Source organism: Variovorax sp. GW821-FHT10C12, assembly GCF_059415405.1.
On sequence record NZ_JBWKNE010000005.1, the window covers coordinates 301,645 to 325,421 of the forward strand.

At 69.1% G+C, this 23,777-nt stretch carries 20 protein-coding genes; 7 read left to right on the top strand and 13 right to left on the bottom strand.

Annotated elements, in window-relative coordinates:
- Nucleotide 1 precedes the first annotated feature (1 nt).
- From holA to gshB, 6 genes are all read left to right on the top strand, one after another.
- The gene (gene holA, locus AC07OH_RS22715) at nucleotides 2-1,072 is read left to right on the top strand and encodes a DNA polymerase III subunit delta (protein WP_495302206.1); all 1,071 of its coding nucleotides are present in this window, start codon (nucleotides 2-4) and stop codon (nucleotides 1,070-1,072) included.
- A 73-nt stretch (nucleotides 1,073-1,145) separates the two neighbouring features.
- Nucleotides 1,146-2,438: a glutamate-5-semialdehyde dehydrogenase gene (locus AC07OH_RS22720; protein ID WP_307636103.1), complete on the top strand. Its 1,293-nt coding sequence runs from the start codon at nucleotides 1,146-1,148 to the stop codon at nucleotides 2,436-2,438.
- 184 nt (nucleotides 2,439-2,622) lie between these two features.
- Nucleotides 2,623-3,939, top strand: coding sequence for a glutamate--cysteine ligase (gshA, locus tag AC07OH_RS22725; RefSeq protein WP_062477724.1), 1,317 nt, complete (start codon nucleotides 2,623-2,625; stop codon nucleotides 3,937-3,939).
- A 155-nt stretch (nucleotides 3,940-4,094) separates the two neighbouring features.
- A complete protein-coding gene (locus AC07OH_RS22730; protein WP_489060034.1) occupies nucleotides 4,095-5,963 on the top strand; it encodes a potassium transporter Kup in 1,869 nt (622 codons plus the stop codon).
- A gap of 41 nt (nucleotides 5,964-6,004) precedes the next feature.
- Nucleotides 6,005-7,288 carry a benzoate/H(+) symporter BenE family transporter gene (locus tag AC07OH_RS22735; RefSeq protein WP_495302207.1) on the top strand — a complete coding sequence of 428 codons (1,284 nt, stop codon included), beginning with the start codon at nucleotides 6,005-6,007 and terminating at the stop codon, nucleotides 7,286-7,288.
- Nucleotides 7,288-8,241, top strand: coding sequence for a glutathione synthase (gshB, locus tag AC07OH_RS22740; protein WP_495302208.1), 954 nt, complete (start codon nucleotides 7,288-7,290; stop codon nucleotides 8,239-8,241). Before AC07OH_RS22735 ends, gshB begins: the two co-directional genes overlap by 1 nt.
- Here gshB and AC07OH_RS22745 read toward each other — a convergent pair whose 3' ends face one another.
- The 13 genes from AC07OH_RS22745 to AC07OH_RS22805 all read right to left on the bottom strand — a co-directional run bounded on the left by AC07OH_RS22745 (nucleotide 8,242) and on the right by AC07OH_RS22805 (nucleotide 22,182).
- Complete coding sequence (locus tag AC07OH_RS22745; RefSeq protein ID WP_495302209.1) at nucleotides 8,242-10,458, bottom strand: TonB-dependent receptor; 2,217 nt, start codon at nucleotides 10,456-10,458, stop codon at nucleotides 8,242-8,244.
- 115 nt (nucleotides 10,459-10,573) lie between these two features.
- Nucleotides 10,574-11,341, bottom strand: coding sequence for a class II glutamine amidotransferase (locus AC07OH_RS22750; RefSeq protein ID WP_492683477.1), 768 nt, complete (start codon nucleotides 11,339-11,341; stop codon nucleotides 10,574-10,576).
- 20 nt (nucleotides 11,342-11,361) lie between these two features.
- Complete coding sequence (locus AC07OH_RS22755) at nucleotides 11,362-11,982, bottom strand: CHAP domain-containing protein (RefSeq protein WP_495302210.1); 621 nt, start codon at nucleotides 11,980-11,982, stop codon at nucleotides 11,362-11,364.
- A gap of 63 nt (nucleotides 11,983-12,045) precedes the next feature.
- Entirely contained in the window at nucleotides 12,046-13,158 is a 1,113-nt protein-coding gene (locus AC07OH_RS22760; RefSeq protein ID WP_495302211.1) for a class II histone deacetylase, read from the bottom strand.
- On the bottom strand, nucleotides 13,155-14,189 hold the full coding sequence (locus tag AC07OH_RS22765) for a branched-chain amino acid ABC transporter permease (protein ID WP_495302212.1): 1,035 nt from the start codon (nucleotides 14,187-14,189) through the stop codon (nucleotides 13,155-13,157). The genes AC07OH_RS22760 and AC07OH_RS22765 overlap by 4 nt, the downstream gene beginning before the upstream one ends.
- 10 nt (nucleotides 14,190-14,199) lie before the next feature.
- On the bottom strand, nucleotides 14,200-15,066 hold the full coding sequence (locus AC07OH_RS22770) for a branched-chain amino acid ABC transporter permease (protein WP_062477701.1): 867 nt from the start codon (nucleotides 15,064-15,066) through the stop codon (nucleotides 14,200-14,202).
- Between the two features lie 13 nt (nucleotides 15,067-15,079).
- Nucleotides 15,080-15,778 carry an ABC transporter ATP-binding protein gene (locus AC07OH_RS22775; RefSeq protein WP_495302213.1) on the bottom strand — a complete coding sequence of 233 codons (699 nt, stop codon included), beginning with the start codon at nucleotides 15,776-15,778 and terminating at the stop codon, nucleotides 15,080-15,082.
- Complete coding sequence (locus tag AC07OH_RS22780; protein ID WP_495273101.1) at nucleotides 15,765-16,520, bottom strand: ABC transporter ATP-binding protein; 756 nt, start codon at nucleotides 16,518-16,520, stop codon at nucleotides 15,765-15,767. Before AC07OH_RS22780 ends, AC07OH_RS22775 begins: the two co-directional genes overlap by 14 nt.
- Complete coding sequence (locus AC07OH_RS22785; RefSeq protein WP_307636095.1) at nucleotides 16,517-17,827, bottom strand: ABC transporter substrate-binding protein; 1,311 nt, start codon at nucleotides 17,825-17,827, stop codon at nucleotides 16,517-16,519. Before AC07OH_RS22785 ends, AC07OH_RS22780 begins: the two co-directional genes overlap by 4 nt.
- A gap of 107 nt (nucleotides 17,828-17,934) precedes the next feature.
- The gene (locus AC07OH_RS22790; protein WP_495302214.1) at nucleotides 17,935-18,918 is read right to left on the bottom strand and encodes a Bug family tripartite tricarboxylate transporter substrate binding protein; all 984 of its coding nucleotides are present in this window, start codon (nucleotides 18,916-18,918) and stop codon (nucleotides 17,935-17,937) included.
- A 56-nt stretch (nucleotides 18,919-18,974) separates the two neighbouring features.
- On the bottom strand, nucleotides 18,975-20,429 hold the full coding sequence (locus tag AC07OH_RS22795; RefSeq protein ID WP_495302215.1) for an amidase: 1,455 nt from the start codon (nucleotides 20,427-20,429) through the stop codon (nucleotides 18,975-18,977).
- Between the two features lie 101 nt (nucleotides 20,430-20,530).
- Entirely contained in the window at nucleotides 20,531-21,526 is a 996-nt protein-coding gene (locus AC07OH_RS22800) for a helix-turn-helix domain-containing protein (RefSeq protein WP_159273608.1), read from the bottom strand.
- Between the two features lie 125 nt (nucleotides 21,527-21,651).
- Nucleotides 21,652-22,182 carry a MarR family winged helix-turn-helix transcriptional regulator gene (locus AC07OH_RS22805; RefSeq protein ID WP_495273105.1) on the bottom strand — a complete coding sequence of 177 codons (531 nt, stop codon included), beginning with the start codon at nucleotides 22,180-22,182 and terminating at the stop codon, nucleotides 21,652-21,654.
- Nucleotides 22,183-22,325: 143 nt separating this feature from the next.
- On the opposite strand from AC07OH_RS22805, the gene AC07OH_RS22810 reads away from it, so the two are divergent.
- On the top strand, nucleotides 22,326-23,768 hold the full coding sequence (locus AC07OH_RS22810; protein ID WP_495302216.1) for an NAD-dependent succinate-semialdehyde dehydrogenase: 1,443 nt from the start codon (nucleotides 22,326-22,328) through the stop codon (nucleotides 23,766-23,768).
- Nucleotides 23,769-23,777: the final 9 nt, after the last annotated feature.

The window sequence follows — 23,777 nt, forward strand, 5'->3', positions numbered from 1 at the left end:
AATGCAACTTGCCAGTGCCCAGCTCGGCGCCCACCTGCAAAAGGGCCTGAAGCCGCTTTACACGATCCACGGCGACGAGCCGCTGCTCGCGCAGGAGGCGGCCGACGCCATCCGCGCCGCCGCGCGCGCCCAGGGCCACACCGAGCGCAGTTCGTACACCGTGGCCGGCGCGCACTTCGACTGGAGCGCGGTGCTGGCGGCCGGGGGCTCGCTCTCGCTGTTCGCCGACAAGCAGATCGTCGAGATCCGCATTCCCTCGGGCAAGCCCGGCAAGGACGGCAGCGTCGCGCTGCAGCAGCTGGCCGAGGGCGCGCCCGGCAACGACAGCACGCTCACGCTGGTGATGCTGCCGCGCCTGGACAAGGCCACACGCACCGGTGCGTGGTTCTCGGCGCTGGAGAACAACGGCGTGAGCATCCAGGTCGACCCGATCGAGCGCGCCGCGCTGCCGCAGTGGATCGCCCAGCGCCTGGGGCTGCAGGGCCAGCGCGTGATGCCCGGCGACGAAGGCCAGCGCACGCTGCAGTTCTTTGCCGACCGCGTCGAAGGCAACCTGCTTGCGGCGCATCAGGAAATCCAGAAGCTCGCGCTGCTGCACCCGGCGGGCGAGCTGAGCTGGGAGCAGGTCGAGGGCGCCGTCAACAACGTGGCGCGCTACGACGTGTTCAAGCTCTCCGAGGCCGTGCTGGCCGGCAACCCGCAGCGCGTGGCGCGCATGCTCGACGGCCTGCAGGCCGAGGGCGAGGCCGAGGTGCTGGTGCACTACACGATCGCCGAGGACATCCGTGCCCTCAAGCGCGTGAAGGACGCCATGGCCGCGGGCCGCCCGCTGCCGATGGCGCTGCGCGAGAACCGCATCTGGGGCCCGCGCGAGCGCGCCTTCGAGCGCGTGCTGCCGCGCCTGGACGACCGCATGCTGACCCGGCTGCTGCGCGCAGCCCACCTGGTCGACGGCATCTGCAAGGGCCTGAAGCAGCCCGACTGGCCCGCCAGCGGCTGGCAGGCGCTGCAGCGGCTGGCGCTGATGCTGTGCCGCGCCTGCAGCACGGCCGCGGCGCCGCGCCGGGCCTGACGCTCCCGCCGTCGATCGCCATCAAAAGGCCCGTGTCAGCCGGGCCGAAGGTCCGCGTGGGAAAATGCCGCGCATGAACGCGTTCAACGTCAGCGAGCACATGCAGACCCTCGGTCTGCAAGCCAAAGCCGCTGCATTCCTCATGGCCCGTGCGGATGCAGCTACCAAAAACAGAGCACTGAAGGCGCTGGCCCGGCGCCTGCGCGAAGCCGGCCCCGCGCTGGCCGTTGCCAACCAAAAGGACCTGGAGCGCGCCACGGCCGCCGGCCTGTCGGCCCCGATGGTCGACCGGCTCAAGCTCACGCCCAAGGTCCTGGAGACCGTGGCCGAGGGCTGCGAGCAGCTCGCCGGCATGGCCGACGTGATCGGCGAGATCATCGGCATGAAGCAGCAGCCCAGCGGCATCCGCGTGGGCCAGATGCGCGTGCCGATCGGCGTCTTCGGCATGATCTACGAGAGCCGCCCCAACGTGACCATCGAGGCCGCGAGCCTGGCGATCAAGAGCGGCAACGCGGCCATCCTGCGCGGCGGCTCGGAAGCCATCGACTCGAACAAGGCGTTGGCGCTGCTGGTGTCCGAGGCGCTGGCCGAAGCCGGCCTGCCGGTCGATGCGGTGCAGCTGGTGCAGACCACCGACCGCGAGGCCGTGGGCCAGCTCATCGCCATGCCCGAATTCGTCGACGTGATCATTCCGCGCGGCGGCAAGGGCCTGATCGAGCGCATCAGCCGCGACGCCAAGGTGCCCGTCATCAAGCACCTGGACGGCAACTGCCACGTTTACGTGGACGACACGGCCGAGTTCGACATGGCGCTGCGCATCGTCGACAACGCCAAGACCCAGAAGTACAGCCCCTGCAACGCCGCCGAAGGCCTGCTGGTGGCGGCCTCGGTGGCCGACCACTTCCTGCCCGAGATCGCCGCCATCTTCGCCGCCAAGGGCGTCGAGATGCGCTGTGACCCGGCCGCCGCCGCGATCCTGCGCGCCAGCGAAGCGCACCATCCGCAGGCGAAGGTGATCGATGCGGTCGAGTCCGACTGGTCCGAGGAGTACTTGGCCGCCGTCATCAGCATCAAGGTGGTGGCGGGGCTGGACGAGGCCATTGCGCACATCAACCGCTACTCGAGCCACCACACCGACGCCATCGTCACGCGCGACCACATCAACGCCCAGCGCTTCCTGCGCGAGGTCGATTCGGCCAGCGTGATGGTGAATGCGAGCACGCGCTTCGCGGACGGATTCGAGTACGGGCTGGGCGCCGAAATCGGCATCAGCACCGACAAGTTCCACGCGCGCGGCCCGGTCGGCATCGAAGGCCTGACCTCGCTCAAGTACGTGGTGCTGGGGCAGGGCGAAGTCCGCGGTTAGTCGGGGTCCGAAAGGCCGGGGCCATCGGGCCGGCGGCGCGGCGAGGCCCGTGCCGCGGTGTTCTTGCAACGTGTGTTGTGGATTGGGGTGCTTTGTTCTCTTTGGCTGCTTGTCATCGGGCGCGCCATCCCCAAATCCTACAATTCCACTCCACCTTTAAGCACAAAACCAACAAGGCCGCTGCATGGTTCCGCATCTCGTCACTGCCCTGACCGGCCCGATCAACGAACTGGAGCAGCGGGTGCTCGACTCGATGCCCGCCATCGAGCGCTGGTTCCGTCTCGAGTGGATGGAGCACACGCCGCCGTTCTACAGCGCCGTCGACATCCGTAACGCGGGCTTCAAGCTCGCCCCGGTCGACACCAACCTGTTCCCGGGCGGCTGGAACAACCTCACCAAGGAAATGCTGCCGCTGGCGGTGCAGGCCGCCCAGGCGGCCATCGAGAAGATCTGTCCGGAGGCGCGCAACCTGCTCGTCATTCCTGAAAATCACTCGAAAAACACCTTTTATCTCGCCAACGTCGCGCAACTCGTGCGCATCTTCCACATGGCGGGCCTGAATGTGCGCATCGGATCGATCGATCCAGCCATCAAGTCGCCCAAGAAGATCGAGTTGCCCAACGGCGAGACCGTGACGCTCGAACCGGTGGTGCGCTCCAAGCGCCGCCTGGGCCTGAAGAACTTCGATCCCTGCACAATTTTGCTCAACAACGAGCTTTCTGCAGGAACGCCCGGCATCCTCGAAGACCTGCATGAGCAATATCTGCTGCCGCCGCTGCACGCGGGCTGGTCGGTGCGCCGCAAGAGCAACCACCTGCACAGCTACGAAGAGCTGTGCAAGCGCTTCGGCAAGCTGCTGGGCATCGACCCCTGGCTGATCAACCCGATCTACGCGCGCGCCGAAGGCGTCGACGTCGCCGAGGGCCGCGGCATCGACGTGCTCACCAGCCATGTCGACGCGGTGCTCACCAAGGTGCGCCGCAAGTACAAGGAATACGGCATCAACGAGAAGCCCTTCGTGGTCGTCAAGGGCGGCCACAGCGGCAGCGGCAGCCCCGGCGTCGTGACCGTGCGTGACGCCAAGGAGGTCGAGGCGCTGATCGGCAAGTCGCGCACCGCCACCTCGTCGCCCGCCAAGACCAGCGCCGGGCGCGACCTGCGCGAGCCCACCGAGCTGATCGTGCAGGAAGGCGTGCTCACCAACGAGCGCGTGCACAACGGCGTGGCCGAGCCGGTGGTCTACATGATGGACCGCTACGTGGTGGGCGGCTTCTACCGCGTGCATGCCGAGCGCGCCGCCGACGAGAACCTCAAGCAGCCGGGCGCCAGCTACGTGCCGCTGGCCTTCTCGGAAAGCGCGCAGCTGCCGCAGCCGGGCGCCAAGCCCGGCGCCAGCGCCCCCAACCGTTTTTACATGTATGGCGTGGTGGGCCGCCTGGCCATGGTCGCGGCCAGTTACGAGATGGAAGCGACCGACCCGGACGCCGAAATCTACGAATGAGCGGCGGGGGCGGGTTGCGGCGTCGGCGGGCAACGGCAAAATAGCGGCCCCACAGCAACGGAACCAAAAGGGCGGAGGGATGCGCGGCGCGGCCGCGGCACCCCGGCGTGACTGACGCGTCGATCATTGCGAGCCAACCTTTTCCCATCGACCTCGTGTCAGCCCCCAAAAATATCTCTGCCGGCCTCATCGTCGGCGCCATCGGCGTCGTCTACGGCGACATCGGCACCAGCGTTCTCTATGCGGTCAAGGAAGTCTTCGGTCACGGCCATGTGCCGTTCACCGTGGAGAACGTCTACGGCATCCTGTCGATGTTCTTCTGGACCCTCACGGTCATCGTGTCGATCAAGTACGTCGTGCTCGTGCTGCGCGCCGACAACGAAGGCGAGGGCGGCCTGGTCGCGATGCTCGCGCTGGCCTCCCAGGCCGTGGCCGACAAGCCGAGGCTGCGCCAGCTGCTCTTGATCGTCGGCATCTTCGGCACCTCGCTCTTCTATGGCGACGGTGTCATCACCCCGGCCATCTCGGTGCTCTCGGCAGTCGAGGGCCTGGAGGTGGTGTCGCCGCACTTCAAGCACTACGTGATCCCGATCACGCTGGTCGTGCTGTTCTGCCTGTTCGCGGTGCAAAAGCGCGGCACCGCGGGCATCGGCAAGTTCTTCGGCCCCGTCACGCTGGCCTGGTTCGCGGCCATCGCCGTGCTGGGCGTGTGGCAGATCGGGCACCACCCCGAGATCATCAAGGCGCTGAACCCCTGGTATGCGCTGAAGTTCATCTGGGACAACCCGGGCACCAGCTTCATCCTGCTGGGCGCCATGGTGCTGTGCGTGACCGGCGCCGAGGCGCTGTACGCCGACCTGGGCCACTTCGGCAAGAAGCCGATCCGCATCGCGTGGTTCTCGGTCGTCATGCCGGCGCTCACGCTCAACTACCTCGGACAGGGCGCGCTGCTGCTGGAGAACCCCGAGGCCGTGAAGAACCCGTTCTTCATGATGGCGCCTGAATGGGCCCTCATTCCGCTGGTGCTGCTGGCCACGCTCTCGACGGTGATCGCCTCGCAGGCGCTCATCACCGGCGCCTTCAGCGTCACGCGCCAGGTGATCCAGCTGGGCTACCTGCCGCGCCTGAACATCGAGCACACCAGCGTGCGCACAGCGGGGCAGATCTACATTCCGCTGGTCAACTGGGGCCTGTTCGTCGCCATCGTGATGGCGGTCGTGATGTTCCGCACCTCGAGCAGCCTGGCCGCGGCCTACGGCATTGCCGTGACCACCGACATGCTGATCACCACGATCCTGACCTTCTTCGTGATCCGCTACGCGTGGAAGCTGCCGCTGGCGCTGTGCATCGCCTCGACCGCGATCTTCTTCGTGGTCGACTTCCTGTTCTTCGCCTCGAACCTGCTCAAGCTGTTCGAAGGCGGCTGGTTCCCGCTGCTGATCGGCGGCGCCGTGTTCACGCTGATGGTCACCTGGAAGGAAGGCCGTCGCCTCATGGGCGAAGCGCAGCACGCCGACGCGATCGACCTGAAGTCCTTCCTCGGCTCGGTGTTCATGAGCCCGCCCGCGCGCGTCGACGGCACGGCCGTGTTCCTCACGGCCGAGCCGGGCGTGGTGCCCAACGCGCTGCTGCACAACCTCAAGCACAACAAGGTGCTGCACGAGCAGAACATGTTCGTCACCGTGCGCAACCACGAGGTGCCCTGGATTCCGATGGACAAGCGCATCGAGATCGAGGCGCTGGGCAACCACTGCTGGCAGATCATCGTGCACTACGGCTTCAAGAACGACATCGACCTGCCCCGCGCGCTCGACAACGCGCGCATGCGCGGCTGCCAGCTCGAGCCGATGACGACCAGCTACTTCCTCTCGCGCGACGTGGTGATCCCCACCTTGGGCAGCGGCATGGCGCCGTGGCGCGAGAAGCTGTTCGCGCAGATGCACCACAACGCGAGCGGCGCGGCGGCCTTCCTGGGCCTGCCCAACAACGCCGTGGTCGAGCTGGGTTCGAAGATCGAGATCTGAGGCCCGCGGCGCCACGCCGCGCGCCCCGGCAGAATCGCGGCATGCGATTCTTCAAGGACCTGAGCCTTTCGGCCTTCACCGCGGGCTTCGTCGCCGTGCTCGTGGGTTTCACGAGTTCGGTGGCCATCGTGTTCCAGGCTGCCCAGGCCTTCGGGGCCACGCCTGAAATGGCGGCCTCGTGGATGTGGGCGCTGGGCATCGGCATGGGGCTCGCTTCGGCGCTGCCCTCGCTGTGGTGGCGCAAGCCCGTCATGATCGCCTGGAGCACCCCCGGTGCGGCCGTGCTGGCCGTGGCCGGCGCGGGCTACGGCATGGGCGAGGCGGTGGGCGCCTTCATCGTCTGCGCGGTGCTGATCGTGCTCGCGGGCGCCACCGGCTGGTTCGAGCGTGTGATGAACAAGATCCCGATGGCCATCGCCTCGGCGCTGCTGGCCGGCGTGCTCGCGCGCTTCGGCATCTCGGCCTTCACGGCAGCGCAGACCGCGCTGCCGCTGGTGCTGCTGATGCTCGCCACCTACCTCGTGGGCAAGCGCCTGCTGCCGCGCTACGCGGTGCCGCTCACGCTGCTGGTGGCCATCGCCTTCACGGCCGCGCGCGGCGAGCTGGCATGGTCCTCCGTGCACTTCTCGCTCACCTGGCCGGTGTTCACGGCGCCGGTGTTCACCTGGCAGGCCATCGTGAGCCTGGCGCTGCCGCTGTTCGTCGTGACCATGGCCTCGCAGAACCTGCCCGGCGTGGCGGCGATCCGCGCCAGCGGCTACAGCGACCTGCCGGTCAGCAAGCTCATCACCATCAGCGGCCTCGCGACGCTGGTGCTCGCGCCCTTCGGCGCCTTCGCGCTCAACCTGAGCGCCATCACGGCCGCCATGTGCATGGGCCGCGAGGCGCACGAAGACCCGGCGCGGCGCTACACGGCGGCCGTGAGCTGCGGCGCCATCTACGTGGTGATCGGCCTGTTCGGCGCGGCCGTCACGGGCCTGCTCACGGCCTTCCCGAAAGAGCTGGTCGCGGCCATCGCCGGGCTGGCGCTGCTGGGCACCATCGGCGGCGGGCTGGCGGCGGCGGTGCGCGACGAGGCGCACCGCGAGGCCGCGCTCATCACCTTCCTGGTCACGCTCTCGGGCGTGACGCTGGCCGGCATCGGCTCCGCCTTCTGGGGCGTGGTGGCCGGCGCGGTGGCGCTGGCGGTGCAGCAGGTCGGCCGCGCACGGGTGCAGGTGCCCGTTGAAAAAGCCCCCGCCGGCAAGGACATCGCCGCTTCCGGCAACATGCCGCCGGAAACCCCCTCCACAGCCGCCGCTCCCGGCGCCGGAAAGAACGCCTGATGAAAAACATCCTCTTCGTCGCCGACCCGCTCGATCACTTCAAGATCTACAAGGACACCACCTTCTCGATGATGCGCGAGGCCCAGCGCCGCGGCCACCGCATCGCGGCCTGCCTGCCGCAGGACATCCAGTGGACCTCCGGCGGGCGCGTCTCGGCGGTGGTGCAGCAGATCACGCTGACGGGTGACCCGAAGGACTGGTACCACGTCGACATCATCGAATCGAAGGCGCTGAAGGACTTCGACGCCGTGCTGATGCGCAAGGACCCGCCCTTCGATGCCGAGTACATCTATTCCACGCACCTGCTGCAGCAGGCCGAGCGCGAGGGCGCGAAGGTGGTCAACTCGCCGCGCGCGCTGCGCGACCACCCCGAGAAGCTCGCGATCATGGAGTTTCCGCAGTTCGTCACGCCCACGCTGGTCACGCGCAGCGCGCAGGCCGTGCGCGACTTCCATGCCGAGCACGGCGACATCATCCTCAAGCCGCTCGACGGCATGGGCGGCATGGGCATCTTCCGCGTCAAGCAGGACGCGCTGAACCTCGGCTCCATCGTCGAGACGCTCAACAAGGACGGCGCCGAAACCATCATGGTGCAGCGCTTCGTGCCCGAGGTGACGCAGGGCGACAAGCGCATCCTGATCATCGCGGGCGAGCCGGCGCCCTTCGTGCTGGCGCGCATTCCGCAGGGCACGGAGGTGCGCGGCAACCTCGCGGCCGGCGGCAAGGGCGTGGCCCAGCCGCTCACGGCGCGCAACCGCGAGATCGCCGAAGCCATCGGCAAGGTGCTCGCGCCGCGCGGGCTGCTCCTGATCGGGCTCGACGTGATCGGCGACTCGGTCACCGAGATCAACGTGACCAGCCCGACCTGCTTTCAGGAGATCACCGAGCAGACCGGCTTCGACGTGCCGAAGATGTTCATCGATGCGCTCGAGGCGCACCTGGCCTCGGCCTGATCAGAAGTCGACCGACGCCGACAGCGTGAAGGTGCGCGGCGCGCCGAGCACCAGGTAGCCGTTGTTCGGGTAGCCGCCCACCGAAGCCCAGTAGTTGCGGTTGGTCAGGTTGTCGATGCGCGCGCGCAGCGTCACCAGCTTGCCGGCCACTTCGGTGAGGTAGCGCGCGCCGACATCGAAGCGCGTCCAGCCGGGCACGCGCAGCGTGTTGGCGGCGTCGGCGTAGCTCGGGCCCGTGGCCACCACGCGGCCGTCCAGCGACAGGCCGCGCACGCCCGGCACGTCCCATTCCACGCCCAGGGTGCCCTGCGTCTTCGCGATGCCGATGACGCGGCGGCCGTCGGTCGTGGCGTCGCCCGTGGCGCGCTGCTTGGCGTCCAGGAAGGTGATGCCGCCCATCAGGCGCACGCCCTTGGCCGCTTCGCCGAAGGCGGTCAGCTCCAGGCCCTGGTGGCGGTCGCGGCCTTCGGCCACGTAGTAGCCCGCGCTGTTGACGAGGGCGCGCGGCTTGTCGGTGGTGAAGAAGGCCAGGCCGCCGCCGATGCGGCCGCCGTCGAACTTGATGCCGATCTCTTTCTGCTTGGACACATAGGGCGACAGCTGCGCGCCCGCGTTGCGCACGGCGCCGGCGGTCGACACCGTGGGCGCGGTGTCGCCCTTGCTCAGGCCCTCGATGTAGTTCGCGTACAGCGACACCTGCGGCTGCAGCTTGAACACGAAGCCAGCCATCGGGCTGGTGCGGCTCTTCTCGTACGCGGTGGGCTTGCCGGTGTCGTAGGCGAAGTCGGTGCTTTCCAGCTTCTGGCGCCGCACGCCGAGCGTGAGCTGCGCGCGGTCGTCCAGGAAGGACAGCGTGTCGCCGATCGCTAGGCTGCTCAGGCGCGTCTGCGTCAGCAGCGCGGGGTTGTCCATGTCGTTGCCACGGAACGCGCTCGCCGTGTAGGCCGGGATCGGGTAGCCGATGGGCGCATACAGGTTGGTCTTCAGGGGGTTGAAGAAGTCCCACTTGTAGGCGTTCTTCTCCTTGAGCTGGTAGTACGAATACGAGGCCACCACCGTGTGATTTACCGGGCCGGTCGCGAACTTGCCGCGCACGCCGGCTTCGGCCGTGCGGGTGCTGTCCTGGCGCTGGTTCTCGAAGCGCGACATGTTGCCCAGGCCGAGGTTGTTCGTGAGCGTGAGGCCGGCCAGCGCATTGCCTTCGTGGCTCTTGCGCGCGCCGCCGGCGATCCAGGCCGTGACGTTGTCGGTGAGGTCGTACTCGCCGCGCAGCGAGCCGAAGGTGTCGCGCTCGTTGGAGTAGGTCCAGGGCTGCGCGTAGTTGAGCTGGTTGTCGGGTGCCGACGGCACGCGCGTCACGCCGGCGCCGAGCGTCACGTTCGGGCGCGTGCGCGTGAGCCGGTGTTCCTGGTGGCCGAGGTCCGCCGAGATGCGCGCGTTGCGGCTGCGCCAGTCGAAGCCGACCGAGGCCACGTCGAGCTTGACCTGCTCGGCGTTCACGCCGGTGCCGCCGTCGCGGTGGGCCGCGTTCAGGCGCACGCCCAGGCTCTGGTCGGGCCCGAAGCGGCGCGCGATGTCGGTCGACACGTAGCTCTGCGAGCCGCTGGCCGTGCCGAGCGTGACCTGCGTGAGCGGGTCGTTCGGCGCGCGCTTGGGCAGCAGGTTGATGTTGCCGCCGATGCCGCCGCCCGTGGGCGTGGCGCCGTTCAGGAAGGCGCTCGCGCCGCGCAGCACCTCGACGCGCTCGAACAGCTCCGACGAGATGTACTGGCGCGGCAGCAGGCCGTACAGGCCGTTGTAGGCGATGTCGTCCGAATTCACCACGAAGCCGCGAATGAAGTACGACTCCTGGAAGTTGCCGAAGCCGCGCGCCACGCGCACCGAGGGGTCGTTCTGCAGCACGTCGGCCACGCTCTTGGCCTGCTGGTTCTGGATCAGCTCGTGCGTGTAGCTGGTGCTGGAGAAGGGCGAATCCATCATGTCCTGGTTGCCCAGGATGCCCACGCGCCCGCCGCGCGCCACCTGTCCGCCCGCGAAGGGCTTGGTCAGGCCTTCGGCCGAGGCGTCGGCGCTGGCTTCGACGGTGACGGTGCTCAGCGTGCCGCTGGCGGGGGCCGCCGGCTCGGCGGGTGGCGTCTGCGCCAGGGCCGTCAGGGCGTGAAGGGCCAGCAGCGAGGCGGCCACGGTCGGGCGGAGAAAGAAACGAGGAGCGGGCATGAAAGATCGGCCGAATGCAAATGAGAACAGTTATTGTTCATTGTTTGCACTCACTCATCGATACTTTCTTGCGCTGTTGCAAAAAAGTGTCAGCCAAAAGGCTGAATGTCAGGCCTCAGCGTGGCATCCGTTGGCCGTCCACGAACACATGCAACTCGCCCGAGGTGAAGGGCGTCCAGGTCTCGTTGGTGGTGAGCGGCGCCGTCACCACCACGGCCACGCGGTCGGTGGGCGTGGTGTGCTGGGCGAAGTCGATGGCCAGGTCTTCGTCCGACAGCTGCGCCGTCACGAAGGGGTGGCGGCGCTCCACGTACCAGAGGTGGGTGGAGGCATGCGCCCACAGCGCCTGCCCGTTGGACAGCATGAAGTTGAAGGTGCCGTGCGCCGCCAGCTGCGGCGCCAGTTCGCGCAGCGTGAGCGTGAGCTCCTCGACGCTGGGCACGCCCGCGTGCGACTTGGCCAGCTCCTGCATGATCCAGCAGAAGGCGTGCTCGCTGTCGGTGTTGCCCACCGGGTGGAAGTTGCCGTGCAGGCGCGGGCGGAAGTCCTTCAGGTCGCCGTTGTGGGCGAACACCCAGTAGCGGCCCCACAGCTCGCGCACGAAGGGGTGGCAGTTCTGCAGGTTGACCTCGCCCTGCGTTGCCTTGCGGATGTGCGCGATGACGTTGCGGCTTTGAATGGGGTAGCGCCGGATGAGCTCCGCCACCGGCGACTCGCAGGCCGGCTGGTGGTCGACGAAGTGGCGCAGCCCGCGGTCCTCGAAGAACGCGATGCCCCAGCCGTCGGCATGGTGGTCGGTGCGGCCACCGCGCTGCGCGAACCCCGTGAAGCTGAAGGTCACGTCGGTCGGCGTGTTGCAGTTCATCCCTAGCAATTGGCACATGGCTGTGATTAGACCGCGATTCAGGGTTTGGAGGAGGCGGCGGGCAGCCGCAGCCACCCGAGCACGCGTTCGGTGCCCAGGTGCGTGCGTCCGTCAGCGAGCGCCAGCGGCAGGCGCTCGCGCGAGCTGCCGAAGGGCCCGGGGTTCTGCTGCACGATCTCGACCGCGTCGGCGTCCACGCGCGACACGATCGCCACATGGCCGTAGGGATTGAAGAGCCACGGCGCGAACACCACGATGTCGCCCACCGCCGGCGCACTCGCGCCGCCGTTGCGGTGCTGCACCAGGTTGCGCGCCGAGTTCAGCGCACCGTCCGCTACAGCCGCGTCGAAGAAGGCCTTGGCATGGCCGCGCGCCTCGGGCATGCGGTGCTGGTGCCGCTCGTAGTAGTAGCGCTTGACGAACTCCACGCACTGCCAGCGCAGGCCGATGTTGTAGCCGTCGGGCGCCACGCTGCGCCCGTCGACGTGGTTGATGGCGCCGTTGTAGTACACCGGCACGCCCTCGAACTGGTCGATCACCTCGCCGGGTGCATGCGTCGGGTTGACGTTGAAGCGGCTCGCGGCCCACAGGCCGAGCAGGGCGACGAGGACGAGGGCAGAGAGAACGACGGCGGTGCGGCGGGAGATGAAACGGGGCATGGACTCTGAAGCAGGACGCGCGGCCACGGGCCGGCAGCGACGAGCTTAGTCCATGCGAACGTCTTAGAGCCCGTGCAACGCCACCATCTCGCCAATCAATTCACGCTGGAACGCATCGAAGCGCGCCGACGGTTGCTGCAGCCCGAAGAAGTCGCTGAACGGGTCTTCCACCTCGGTGCGGTGGCCCGACAGCTCTTCCACCACCGCCAGCCCGCAGAAGGGCACGCAGGCTTCCGAGTAGCCGCCTTCGTGCACCACCACCACGCGCCCGTCGCAATGCTTCGCGGCCAGCGCGTTGACCTGCCGCATCATCTGGCGGAACGACTCGGGGTGCAGCTGCATGCGCGCCAGCGGATCGACGCCGTTGGCGTCCAGCCCGCTCGCCACCACGATCAGCTCGGGCCGGTAGCGGTCGATCACCGGCGTCACGATGCGCTCGAAGGCGTGCATGTAGGCCGCGTGCCCGCCGCCGGGCTGCAGCGGGATGTTGACGTTGAAGCCCAGTCCCGCGCCCGTGCCCCGGTCTTCGGCGCCGCTGTAGCCGGGCGGGAAGCAGTTCTCCTGGTGCAGCGACAGCGTGAGCACGTCGGGGCGGTCGTAGAAGATCTCCTGCGTGCCGTTGCCGTGGTGCACGTCCCAGTCGATCACGGCCACGCGGCCCAGGCCGTGGCGTGCCTTCATGGTCTCGATGGCCACCGCGATGTTGTTGAACAGGCAGAAACCCATGCTGTGCTCGCGCAGGCAGTGGTGGCCCGGCGGGCGCGTGAGTGCGAAGGCGTTGCGGTGGCGACCCTCCAGCACGCTGTCCATCGCGGCAATGGCCAGGCCGGTGGAGAGCTTCGCGATCTCGTAGCTGCCCGGCCCGAAGGGCGCGACCTCGCCCAGGTCGCCGCCGCCGGCGTCGCTGGCGGCCTTGAACTTCTGCAGATAGCCTGCGGGGTGCACGCGCTGCAGGTCTTCTTCGCTGGCCATCGGCGCGCTCAGCACGTCGAGCTGCGCGCTCAGGCCCGACACATCCATCAGCGACTTGATGCGGCGCTTGGAGTCGGGCGACTCGGCCATGCCGCTGCCGGCCATGGGCTGCACCCAGCCGCCTACCGGCAGGAACAGGGCATGCAGCCCGCCGGGCACATGCCAGAAGGTGCGTTCGTCGTGAAAGAAGGCGGTGGTCTTCATGCGGTGCGTCCTTGCGTGGAGGGAGGAAGGGGAGAAGAAGAAAGAGCTGTCTCGTCGCGCGGCGGCGGATGGCGCTGCACGCTCAGGCCGAGCCAGCCCCAGCGTTCGCGCGCCAGCCCCCACAGGCCGCGCGGTGCCAGCAGCATGACCGCAATCGCGATGCAGCCCATCGCGATCAGGTACCAGCCGCCCGACATCGCGAACCAGGTGTTGAACAGCTCGCGCAGCCCGAAGTAGATGACGGTGCCGATCAGCGGCCCCTCGATGGTGCCGATGCCGCCGATGATCACGATGAACATCGCCGTCACCACCCAGTTGATGTCGAAGGCCGAGTCGGGCGAGACGAACATCGTGCCCATGAAGTGCGCCCCGCCGGCCAGCCCGAAGCCCAGTCCCGACAGCACGAACGCGATGAAGCGGTTGCGCCACACGTTCACGCCGATGCTGGTGGCGGCCAGTTCGTTGTCGCGCACCGCCATCAGGCCCAGGCCGAAGGGCGAGCGCATCAGCAGGTACACGCCGGCCACTGCGGCCAGGCCGATGGCGCCCGAGATCCAGAACGCGTTCTGCTGGAAGGTCTCGGCTTCCACCAAGCGCACCGCCTGCAGCGGCACGCCCGACTCGCCGCCGAACAGCGGGAACTTGGCGACCAGGAGCCGCACGATCTCGGCCAGCACCCACATGCCGATCGAGAAGTAGGCATCGCGCAGGCGGAACATCAGCGGTGCCACCACGGCGGCCAGCAGCGCGCCGCCCAGGCCCGCCACCGGCACCATCCAGTAGGGTGAGATGCCCAGCCGGTCGGAGGCCACGAACAGCAGGTAGGCGCCGATGCCGGCAAAGGCCTGGTGGCCCATCGACACCAGCCCGGTGTAGCCGGCCAGCAGGTTCCACATCTGGGCCATGGCCAGCGTGATCAGCACCTCGCTGAGCAGGCGCAGCAGGCCGCCGTCGGCCACGGTGGGAGCGAAGGCGATGGCGACGGCCGCGGCGGTGAAGCCGATCCAGGGGGCGAGGGACGGGGGACGCATCGAAGTCATCTCAGGTACGTGCGCCAGCGATGCCGTTGGGGCGCACCATCAGGACCGCGAAGAACAGCAGGTGGGCGTACAGCGCGCCCGCGTTGGAATCGAGCCGCTGGCCCACGAGCTGCGCCACGCCCAGCGCGATGCCGCCGACCAGCGCCCAGCGGAACGAGCCCAGGCCGCCGATGATCACGACCTCGAACGCGCCCAGCAGCCGCTCCACGCCCGAGAACGGCGTGAACGAGGTGCGCAGCGCCAGCAGCAGCCCCGCCACCGACGCGAAGGCCAGCGACAGCCCCATCACCACCGCATACACATGGCGCGGGCGCACGCCCATCGTGCGCACGATCTCGCGGTGGTCCGAAGTGGCGCGCACCACGAGGCCGAAGCGCGAGTGCTGCAGCAGCCACTGCAGCGCGCCGAAGGCCAGCACCGCGAGCACCAGCACCAGCACCGGGTACCAGCCGATGCGCAGCCCGCCGATCTCGAAGCCGGCCGTGGCCAGCGCGCCGCCGTCGAGCGCGCGCGGGTCGGCGCCGAACAGCTCGACCATCAGGTTGCGCAGCACCACCGCGATGCCGAAGGTGACCAGCACCGGCGTGAGCGGATCGTCGGTGGCCACCGCGCGGTTCAGCAGCAGCCGCTGCAGCAGGTAGCCCATGCCGAAAGCCGCCAGCGCCACCGGCGCGATGAAGAAGAGCGGCGACACGCCGGGGAACTGCGTGGCCAAAAAGACCGCGAAGTACGCCGCGAGCACCACGAACTCGCCGTGCGCGAGGTTGACCATGCGCATCACGCCGAAGACCAGCGCCAGCCCGAGGCCGAAGAGCGCGTAGAGGCCGCCGAGCAGCACGCCGTTGATGAGGGTTTCGAGCCAGGCCATGGTGGGGAGGTGTTCAGTGTCCGAAGTAGGCGTTGGCGATTTGCGCCGCGCTGAAGTCGCTCGCGCGGCCCGCCAGCGTGACGCGGCCCTTGAGCAGGCAGTACACGCGCTGCGCGATGCGGCAGGCGCGCGTCACGTCCTGCTCCACCACCAAAAGCGCCGTGCCCTGCGCGCGGATGTCGCCGAAGGCGCGGTAGATCTGTTCGATGACCACGGGCGCCAGGCCCAGTGAGATTTCGTCGCACAGCATCAGGCGCGGGTTGGCCATGAGCGCGCGGCCGATGCTCACCATCTGCTGCTGGCCGCCCGACAGCTGCGTGGCCGGCCGGTGGCGAAACTCTTGCAGGATCGGGAACAGCGCGTACACCGTGGGCAGCGTCCAGTGGCCGGTTCGGCCGCACAGCGCGCCCATGCGCAGGTTCTCTTCGACTGTGAGCGAGGGGAACAGCATCCGCCCCTCGGGCACCAGCGCGATGCCGCGGCGCGCGATGCGCTCGGCCGGCTCGGCCTCGATGGCCTGGCCGTCGAAGCGGATGGCGCCCCGGCTGCGCGAGCCCAGCCCGGCAATGGCGCGGATCAGCGTCGACTTGCCCGCGCCGTTGGCGCCGATGAGCGCGGTGGCTTCGCCTTCCGCCACGTCGAGCGACAGGTCGAACAGCGCCTGCAGGTCGCCGTAGTGGCTGCACAGGTCGCGCACTTCAAGCAGCGGCATGGGTGTGCTCCTCTTGCGCGTCTTCGTCGCCCACGCCCATGTAGACCTCGCGCACCTCGCGGCTGGCCATGGCGGCGGCGGGTGTGTCTTCCAGCAGCTTGCGGCCGAAGTTCAGCACCATGATGCGGTCGGCCACGGCCATCAGCGCCTGCGCGATGTGCTCGATCCAGATCATCGCCACGTCCTGCTTCAGCTCGAGCACCAGCGCCACCAGCACCTGCACCTCGGCCTCGGTGAGGCCGCCGGCGATCTCGTCGAGCAGCAGCAGGTGCGGCCGCGCCGCCAGGCCCTTGGCCAGCTCGAGCCGCTTGCGGTCCAGCAGCGGCAGGCGCCCGGCCGGCACGTCGGCGCGGTCGGCCAGCCCGGTGCGTTCCAGCACGGCCCAGGCCTGGCGCGCGGCCTGCGCGCGCGGCAGCCGCGCGGCGAAAGTGGCGGCGGCCAGTGCGTTCTCGTAGGCGCTCAGGTGCGCGAAGGGCTGCGGGATCTGGAAGGCGCGCGCCACGCCCAGCCGCGCCCGCGCATCGGCGCGCAGCCCGACCAGCTCGCGGCCTTCGAGGCGGATGCTGCCCGCGTCGGGCACGGCCACGCCGGTGATCAGGTTGAACAGCGAGCTCTTGCCCGCGCCGTTCGGCCCGACCACGCCCAGGCACTCGCCGCGCGCGAGCGAGAGCGCCACCTGGTCGGCCACGACGATCTCGCCGTAGCGCTTGCACAGGCCGTCGATGACGAGGCAATCGCTCATGCAGCCTTGAGCTGCGACAGCAGCTTGAGCTCGTCTTCCACCGGAATCTGCTTGGCGGTGCTGTTGTGCGTGATGACCAGTTCGTACGGGAACTTGCTGCCCGCCTTGGTCTTGCGCCACTGGCCCGCCACCATCGGCGTGACGGCCACGCTCTTGATCGGGCTGCCCTTGAAGTCGATGCGTCCCACCACCGAATCGAGCTGCAGGTTGGCTAGCGCGTCGCGCACGGCCTTCTTGTCCTTCGGGTTGGTGGCGTTCTTCAGCGCGGCAATGCCGACCTCGAACAGCGCATGGCCGTAGCCGATGGGCTGCGTCCACTGCTTGCCGGTGGTGGCCTCCCAGTCGGCCGCCAGCGCCTTGGCGCTCTGGCCCGTGAGCGAGGACTTGAACGGGAAGTTCGGCGTCCACCAGACCTCGGTCGACATGCCGTTGCCCGCCGCGCCCAGCGACTCCACCGCGCTCGGGAACAGGAACGACGCGGCCATCGTCACCACCTCGGGCCGGTAGCCCGCCTGCTGCGCCTGCTTCCAGAAGGTGGCGAAGTGGTTGGCGTAGGCAAAGCCCGAGACGATGTTCGCGCGCGCCGCCTTGAAGCTGGAGACCTGGTTGCTGAAGTCGTCGGTCGCGATCTTGAAGAAGCCGCCGTTGGTTTCCTTGTAGCCGCGCTGTTTCGCGCCGCCCGGGATGCCCGTGGCCGGATCGGCGAAGGCGTGGCCCGGGCCGTTGTCGATGTACAGCGTGCCCAGCGTGCGCTCCACCTTCAGCGGCTCCCACATGCCGAAGAAGTTCTTCAGCACGTCGTCGGCGCCCCAGAAGAAATGGAACGAGAACGGAAAACCTTTTTGCGGCGTGGAGCCGCGCCCGAAGGTGATGGCCTGCCACGGCCCCATGGTCGAGACCATCGGCACGCCGTTGACGTCGCACAGCTGGCCGGCGGCCAGTGCGGCGTCGCTGTCCTGCACCAGCAGCAGGTCGACCTTCTCGCGCAGCAGCAGCTCGCTGGACATGGTGGCGCCGCGGTTGGCGTCGGACTGCGTGTCGCGCACCACGATCTCCACCTTGTAGGTCGTGCCGCCGATGGTCAGGCCGTCCTTCAGCGCGGCGCGCACGCGCTCCAGGCTCCACGGGTCGGCCTCGCCGAAGTTGGCGCGAACGCCCGACAGCGTGGTGAGGTAGCCGATCTTGATGGTCTTCGATTGCGCATGCGCCAGCGCAGGCACGCCGGCCAGCGCGGCCGCGCCGCCGCCGATGACGAGTTGGCGGCGCGTGAGGGCGCCGGAGGCTGCGGGGAAAAGGTCGGCGGACATGGAGGTTCTCCTTGGCGGATGAAGGATGGACAGGTCCGCATCCTCTCTCTGTGCGCCGCCGCGGCGTTATCGAAAACTGGCAAAACGCGGGCCCGTGCCCGCGGATGTCATTCGGGCCGCAGGTTGACCGACTTGGCGATGGCGCGGTAGCGCTCCATGTCGGCCTGGTAGCCGCGGCGCAGCTCGGCCAGCGTCTGTTCGGGCGCCACCTTGCTGCCGCCGAGTTCCAGCGCGCGGCGCAGCTCGGGCTTGAGCATCATCTGGTTGAAGGCCGTGTGCAGCCGCTGCTGCGCGTCCTCGGGCACGCGGTGCGACACCTGGATGCCCGCCCACAGGCTGTAGACGAAGTCGTCCAGGCCCTTGCTGTTGCGGATCAGCGGAATGGCGGTGAAGCGCTCGTGCGGCGCCGAGGCCGCGATGCCCAGCGCCTTGACCTTGCCGGCGTCCAGCAGGTCGGGCACGTTGCCGGCCAGCGGCGCAAACACCAGGTCGATCTGCCCGCCCAGCAGGTCGTTCACCAGCGGCGCGAAGCCCTTGTAGGGCACGTGCAGCATCTTGGTGCCCGTCTGCTGCATGAAGCGCTCGCCCAGCAGGTGGTAGAGCGAGCCGGGGCCGATGCTGCCGTAGCTCAGCTCTTTCGTGTCGGGGCGGCGCAGCAGTGCGATGAGTTCGTCGACGCTGCCCACGCCCAGGTCCTTGCGCGCCAGCAGCACCATCGAGGTGACGGCCATCACGCCGATGGGCCGGAAGTCTTCGGCCTTGTAGCGCGCGCTGCTGAGCGTGAGCGGCGTGAGCATCAGCTCCATCGGCGAACCCACGAGCAGGGCCGAGCCGTCGGCCGGCGCGTTGGCCGCCTTCATCACGCCGAGCGAGCCGCTGGCGCCGGGCACGTTGTCGACGATGGCCGGCTGGCCCAGCAGCCGCGACAGCTCGGGCGCGGCCAGGCGCGCGTTGATGTCGGAGCCGCCGCCCGCCGGGTAGGGCACGATCAGGTTCAGGGTCTTGCCGCCCAGGCCCTGCGCCAGGGCGGGCAGGGCGATGGGGGACAGGCCGGCGGCCAGGCCGGCAGCAATCAGCGAACGTCTGCGCATGGGTTCTCTCCTCGGGTTGTGTGAGATGTGTCGGAGTACGGGAAACAGGGGGCTTGCTACTGCAGCAGCAGCGGCGGCTGCACGCTCGCGAAGGGCACGGCCTGGTGCCAGCCGTGCGCCATGCGCAGCACGTCGAGGTCGGCGCCGGGGCGGCCGATGAGCTGCAGGCCCATCGGCAGGCCGCGCGTGCCCTCGGCTTGCGAGAAGCCGGCCGGGATCGCCATCGCGGGCAGGCCGGCGAGCGAGGGGCCGATGGTCACTTCCATCCAGCGGTGGTAGGTGTCCATGGCGCGACCGCCGACCTCGCGCGGCCAGTGCACATCGGCCGGCAGCGGGAACACCTGCGCGGCCGGCAGCACCAGGAAGTCGAAGCGTTCGAAGAGCTTCAGCAGCGCGGCATGCCACTGCGTGCGCGTGACGGCCGCCTCATGCAGCGCGGCGGCGCTCAGGCGTTCGCCCTGCTCGATCTCCCAGCAGGCCTCGGGCTTGAGCTGCGCGCGCGTGGCCGGGTCGGCATGCAGCCCGCGCAGCGCACCGGCCACGATGAAGCCGCGCAGACGCAGCCAGGCGGTCCACAGCGCGTTGAAATCGAAAGCGGGCACGGCGGGCGCAACGCTGCAGCCCAGTGTGTCGAAATGCCGCAGCGCCGATTCGCACAGCGCCATCACGCCCGGGTCCATCGGCAGGTGGCCACCGAGGTCGCCGAGCCACGCGATGCGCTGGCCGCGCAGTTCCGCATCGAGCGGTTGCGCGAAGGCCTCGCCGTCACCGGCCAGGCTCAGCGGCGAGCGCGCGTCGTAGCCGGCCTGCACCGACAGCAGCCAGGCCACGTCCTCGGGCGTGCGGCCCATCGGTCCTTCGCAGCCCAGCTGCTGGAAGAACAGCTCCGGCCCCGGCCCGGTGGGCACGCGGCCCAGCGACGGGCGCAGGCCGTAGACGTGGTTCCAGGCCGCAGGGTTGCGCAACGAACCCATCATGTCGCTGCCGTCGGCCACCGGCAGCATGTGCAGCGCGAGCGCCACGGCGGCGCCGCCGCTGCTGCCGCCGGCCGCGTGGTCGAGGTTCCATGCGTTGCGCGTGGTGCCGAACACCGTGTTGTAGGTGTGCGAGCCCAGGCCGAACTCGGGCGTGTTGCTGCGCCCCACGAAGAGCGCGCCGGCGCGGCGCAGGCGCTCGACCATGATCGCGTCGTGCGGTGTGACCTGCTTCGCGAACACCGGGCTGCCCATGGTGGTCGGCAGGCCGGCGGTGGCGACGAAATCCTTCGGCGCCATCGGGAAGCCGTGCAGCCGGCCCACCGCGTCGCCGCGCGCCAACTGTGCATCGCAGGCATCGGCCTGGCGCAGCATCTCCTCGGGCGCTTGCAGCGACACGAGCGCGTTGACCTGCGGGTTGAGGCGCTCGATGCGCGCGAGGCAGGTCTGCATCAGTTCGCGGCACGAGAGCTTGCGGCGTTGCAGGGCGGCGGCGAGCGAACGGGCGCTGGGAAGGGGTGGCAGCGTGGCGGACATATGGCGGTCAACGATAGCGACCGCCTCCGCAAGCAGGTATCAAAAAACGGCAAAACTGGCGCCCCGAAAACCGAGGGATTCCCCTCGGCCCGTGCACCGGATCAGTGCCTCGTGAGCGCCGCGCCGCGCAGCGTCTGCGAGGGCAGCTCGCCGAACTGGCGCCGGTAGTCCGTCGCGAACTGGCTCAGGTGCCAGAAGCCCCAGTGCGCCGCGATGTCCTGCACCGAGCGCGACTCGGGCCGCTTGAGTGCGCGGCGCACGCCGTTGAGGCGCAGCGCCCGCAGGTAGCGCGCGGGGCTCAGGCCCAGCGTTTCCTGGAAGCAGTAGTTCAGCTTGCGCTGGCTCGCGCCGATGCGGCTGCACACCTGCAGCATCGACAGCGGCTCGTCGGGCCGCGACATCATCAGCTCGCAGGCGCGGCGCACCACGCGGCGGTGCGCCTCGGTGGAGCGCAGCTCGCGCAGGTCGACGTCTTCGGGCAGCGCGTTGAGCCAGGCCAGCAGCACGTCGTCGCGCAGCTGCACCGTGGCGACGGGGTCGTCGAGCAGGCCGGGCATCGCGTCGAGTGCGCTGAAGGCGCCGCGCAAGGTGCCGCGCAGCGACTGCATGGTGGGGTCGTCGAAGTGCAGCACCACGCGCCGTTCGAGCCAGGCCGGCGGCGCGCGGTCGTTCAGGCGCTCGGTGAGCGACTGCAGCAGCGCGTTGTCGACCACGATGCCCGTCAGCTCGAAGCCCGGCGGGCTGCACAGGTCGAGCTCGTCGCAGCGCCCGACCATCACCGACTCGGTGTCCAGCCGCTGGCCCGAGAAGCGCGCCTCGCCGTCCTGCCGGCAGGTGAGGGCGAAGCCGCAGCAGTCGGGGTTCATCTCGCCGTGCTGGCGCAGCGCGCGGTTGGTGGTCTCGCGCACCAGCCGCAGGCCGGGCAGCTGCACGTGGTCGAGAAAGCCGGCGAAGCTGCCGCCCGAGAGCATGTCGCACGCCAGGTGCCAGCCGTTCTGGCCGCTGGCGTAGGCGTCGATGTCGTGCGTGGACAGGGTCCAGCGCGTCGCGACGGTGGGGGCGGGGGCAGGAAGAACGGAGGCGGTCTGGCTGGTCATGGCGGTCCGGCGAAGCGGTGGCAGGGGTGCGAAGACCCGTGCCGGAAGCAATCTCCAGACCAGATTGTTTCGTTGACAACGATCTTAAAGTGACAGGGCAAACCCCTAAGCCACCCGAGCGTGGCCTATTCGAGCTCGCCGCTGGGCTCGAAGCCGGTGGTGCTGTCGAACAGCTTCTGCACGATGGTCTGCAGCACCTGGCGCTCGTCCGCCGTGAGCTGAGAAAACAGGCGCTGCGCCGTGTCGTGCGCCAGCGGCACCATGTCGCGGTACAGCGCCAGGCCTTCTTCCTCGAGCGACACGATGACCTTGCGGCGGTCGTCGGCCGAGGGGTGCATGTTGGCCAGCCCCAGGTCCACCAGCCGGTGCTGCGCGCGGCTCACGCGGGCCTTGTCCATGCTCGTCTTCTGTGCGATTTCGAGCGCCGACAGCGCACCGTACTTGCCCAGCACCACGACGATGCGCCACTCCGGAATCTGCAGCGAGAAGCGGCTGGCGATCGACTGGCCCACCGTCTGGCTCACGCGGTTGGCGACCACCGAGAGCTGGAAGGGCAGGAAGGTCTCGAGGTCGAAGGCCGGGGCGCTCGCGGCATTGCTGCGTGCCTTGGGAAGGGCCTTGGCGCTCGGTCGGGAAGGGGTGCGTGAACGGGGCACGGTGAGGTCGTGGCGTGGAGGCGTCGTGAAAGAAGATCGGCGCGGACAGTATAGGAAGGCCTTTGCGCATCACGCACGAGGCTGCGCGAGGTTTGCCAGTTTTCGATAACACGGCAAGGGGCTCGCTCCCTATCGTGCAGGGCATGGACTACCCCGAACTCGCACTGCACATCGCCGGCCAATGGCGCACGCAGACCGCCGGCGGCCGCCGCGCGGTCGTCAATCCCGCCACCGAAGCCACCATCGCGCAGCTGCCGCTGGCCGGCCGCGACGAACTCGCCGAAGCGGCCGCGTCCGCGCGCCGCGGCTTCGTGCAGTGGCGCGGCAAGAGCGCACTCGAACGCTGCAACATCCTGCGCACCGCCGCGCAGAACATCCGCGAACAGGCGAAGACGATTGCGCACGTGCTCACCCTCGAGCAAGGCAAGCCACTGGCCGAATCGCTGCGCGAGGTCACGCTGTCGGCCGACATCATCGACTTCCAGGCCGAAGAGGCCAAGCGCCTGTACGGGCGCCTCGTGCCGCCGCGCGTCGAGGGCATCCTCTCGCAGTCGGTGATGCGCCAGCCCGTGGGGCCGGTGGCGGCCTTCACGCCGTGGAACTTTCCGGCCAACCTGCCGGCGCGCAAGCTCGCGAGCGCACTGGCCGCGGGCTGCAGCGTGGTCATCAAGCCGGCGGAAGAAACGCCGGGCACCTGCATGCTGCTGGTGCGCGCCTTTCTCGACGCGGGCGTGCCGCCCGACGCGCTCAACATGGTGTGCGGCGACCCGGCCGAGGTGTCGTCGTTTCTCATCGACCATCCGGCGATCGCCAAGGTGTCGTTCACCGGCTCGGTGGCCGTGGGCAAGCTGCTGGGCGAGCAGGCGGCGCGGCATGTGAAGCGCTTCACCGGCGAACTCGGCGGCCACGCGCCGGTGATCGTCTGCGACGACGCCGACTTTCCCTTTGCGCTCAAGCAGTCGCTGGCCGCCAAGTTCCGCAACGCGGGCCAGGTGTGTGCGTCGCCGATCCGCTTCTACGTGCCGCGCGCGCGCTTCGGCGAATGGAGCGAGGCCTTCGTGCAGGCCGCGCGCGCGCTGCGCCTGGGCGACGGCACCGACCCGGCCACGCAGATGGGCCCGCTCGCGCATGCGCGCCGCATCGAGGACATGCAGCGCTTCGTCAACGACGCCGTGGAACGCGGCGCGCAACTGCTGTGCGGCGGCCACCGCGTGCAGCGCCCCGGCTTCTTCTTCGAGCCCACCGTGATCGCGAACGCACCGGCCGACAGCCGCGTGATGCGCCAGGAGCCCTTCGGCCCCATCGCCGTGCTGCAGCCGTACGACACGCTGGACGAAGCCATCGCCCAGGCCAATGCCTTGCCCTACGGCCTGGGCGCCTACGCCTTCACGCGCGACCTGCACACCGCGCACCGCCTGGGCGACGCGCTCGAGGCAGGCATGGTCGGCATCAACCACTTCGGCGTCTCGCAGCCCGAGATGCCCTTCGGCGGCTGGAAGGAAAGCGGCATCGGCCAGGAGATGGGCGCCGAGGGCCTGCTGCACTACACCGAGGTCAAGACCCTCACCGTCGGCGTGCCGTCCTGAGCACGCGCA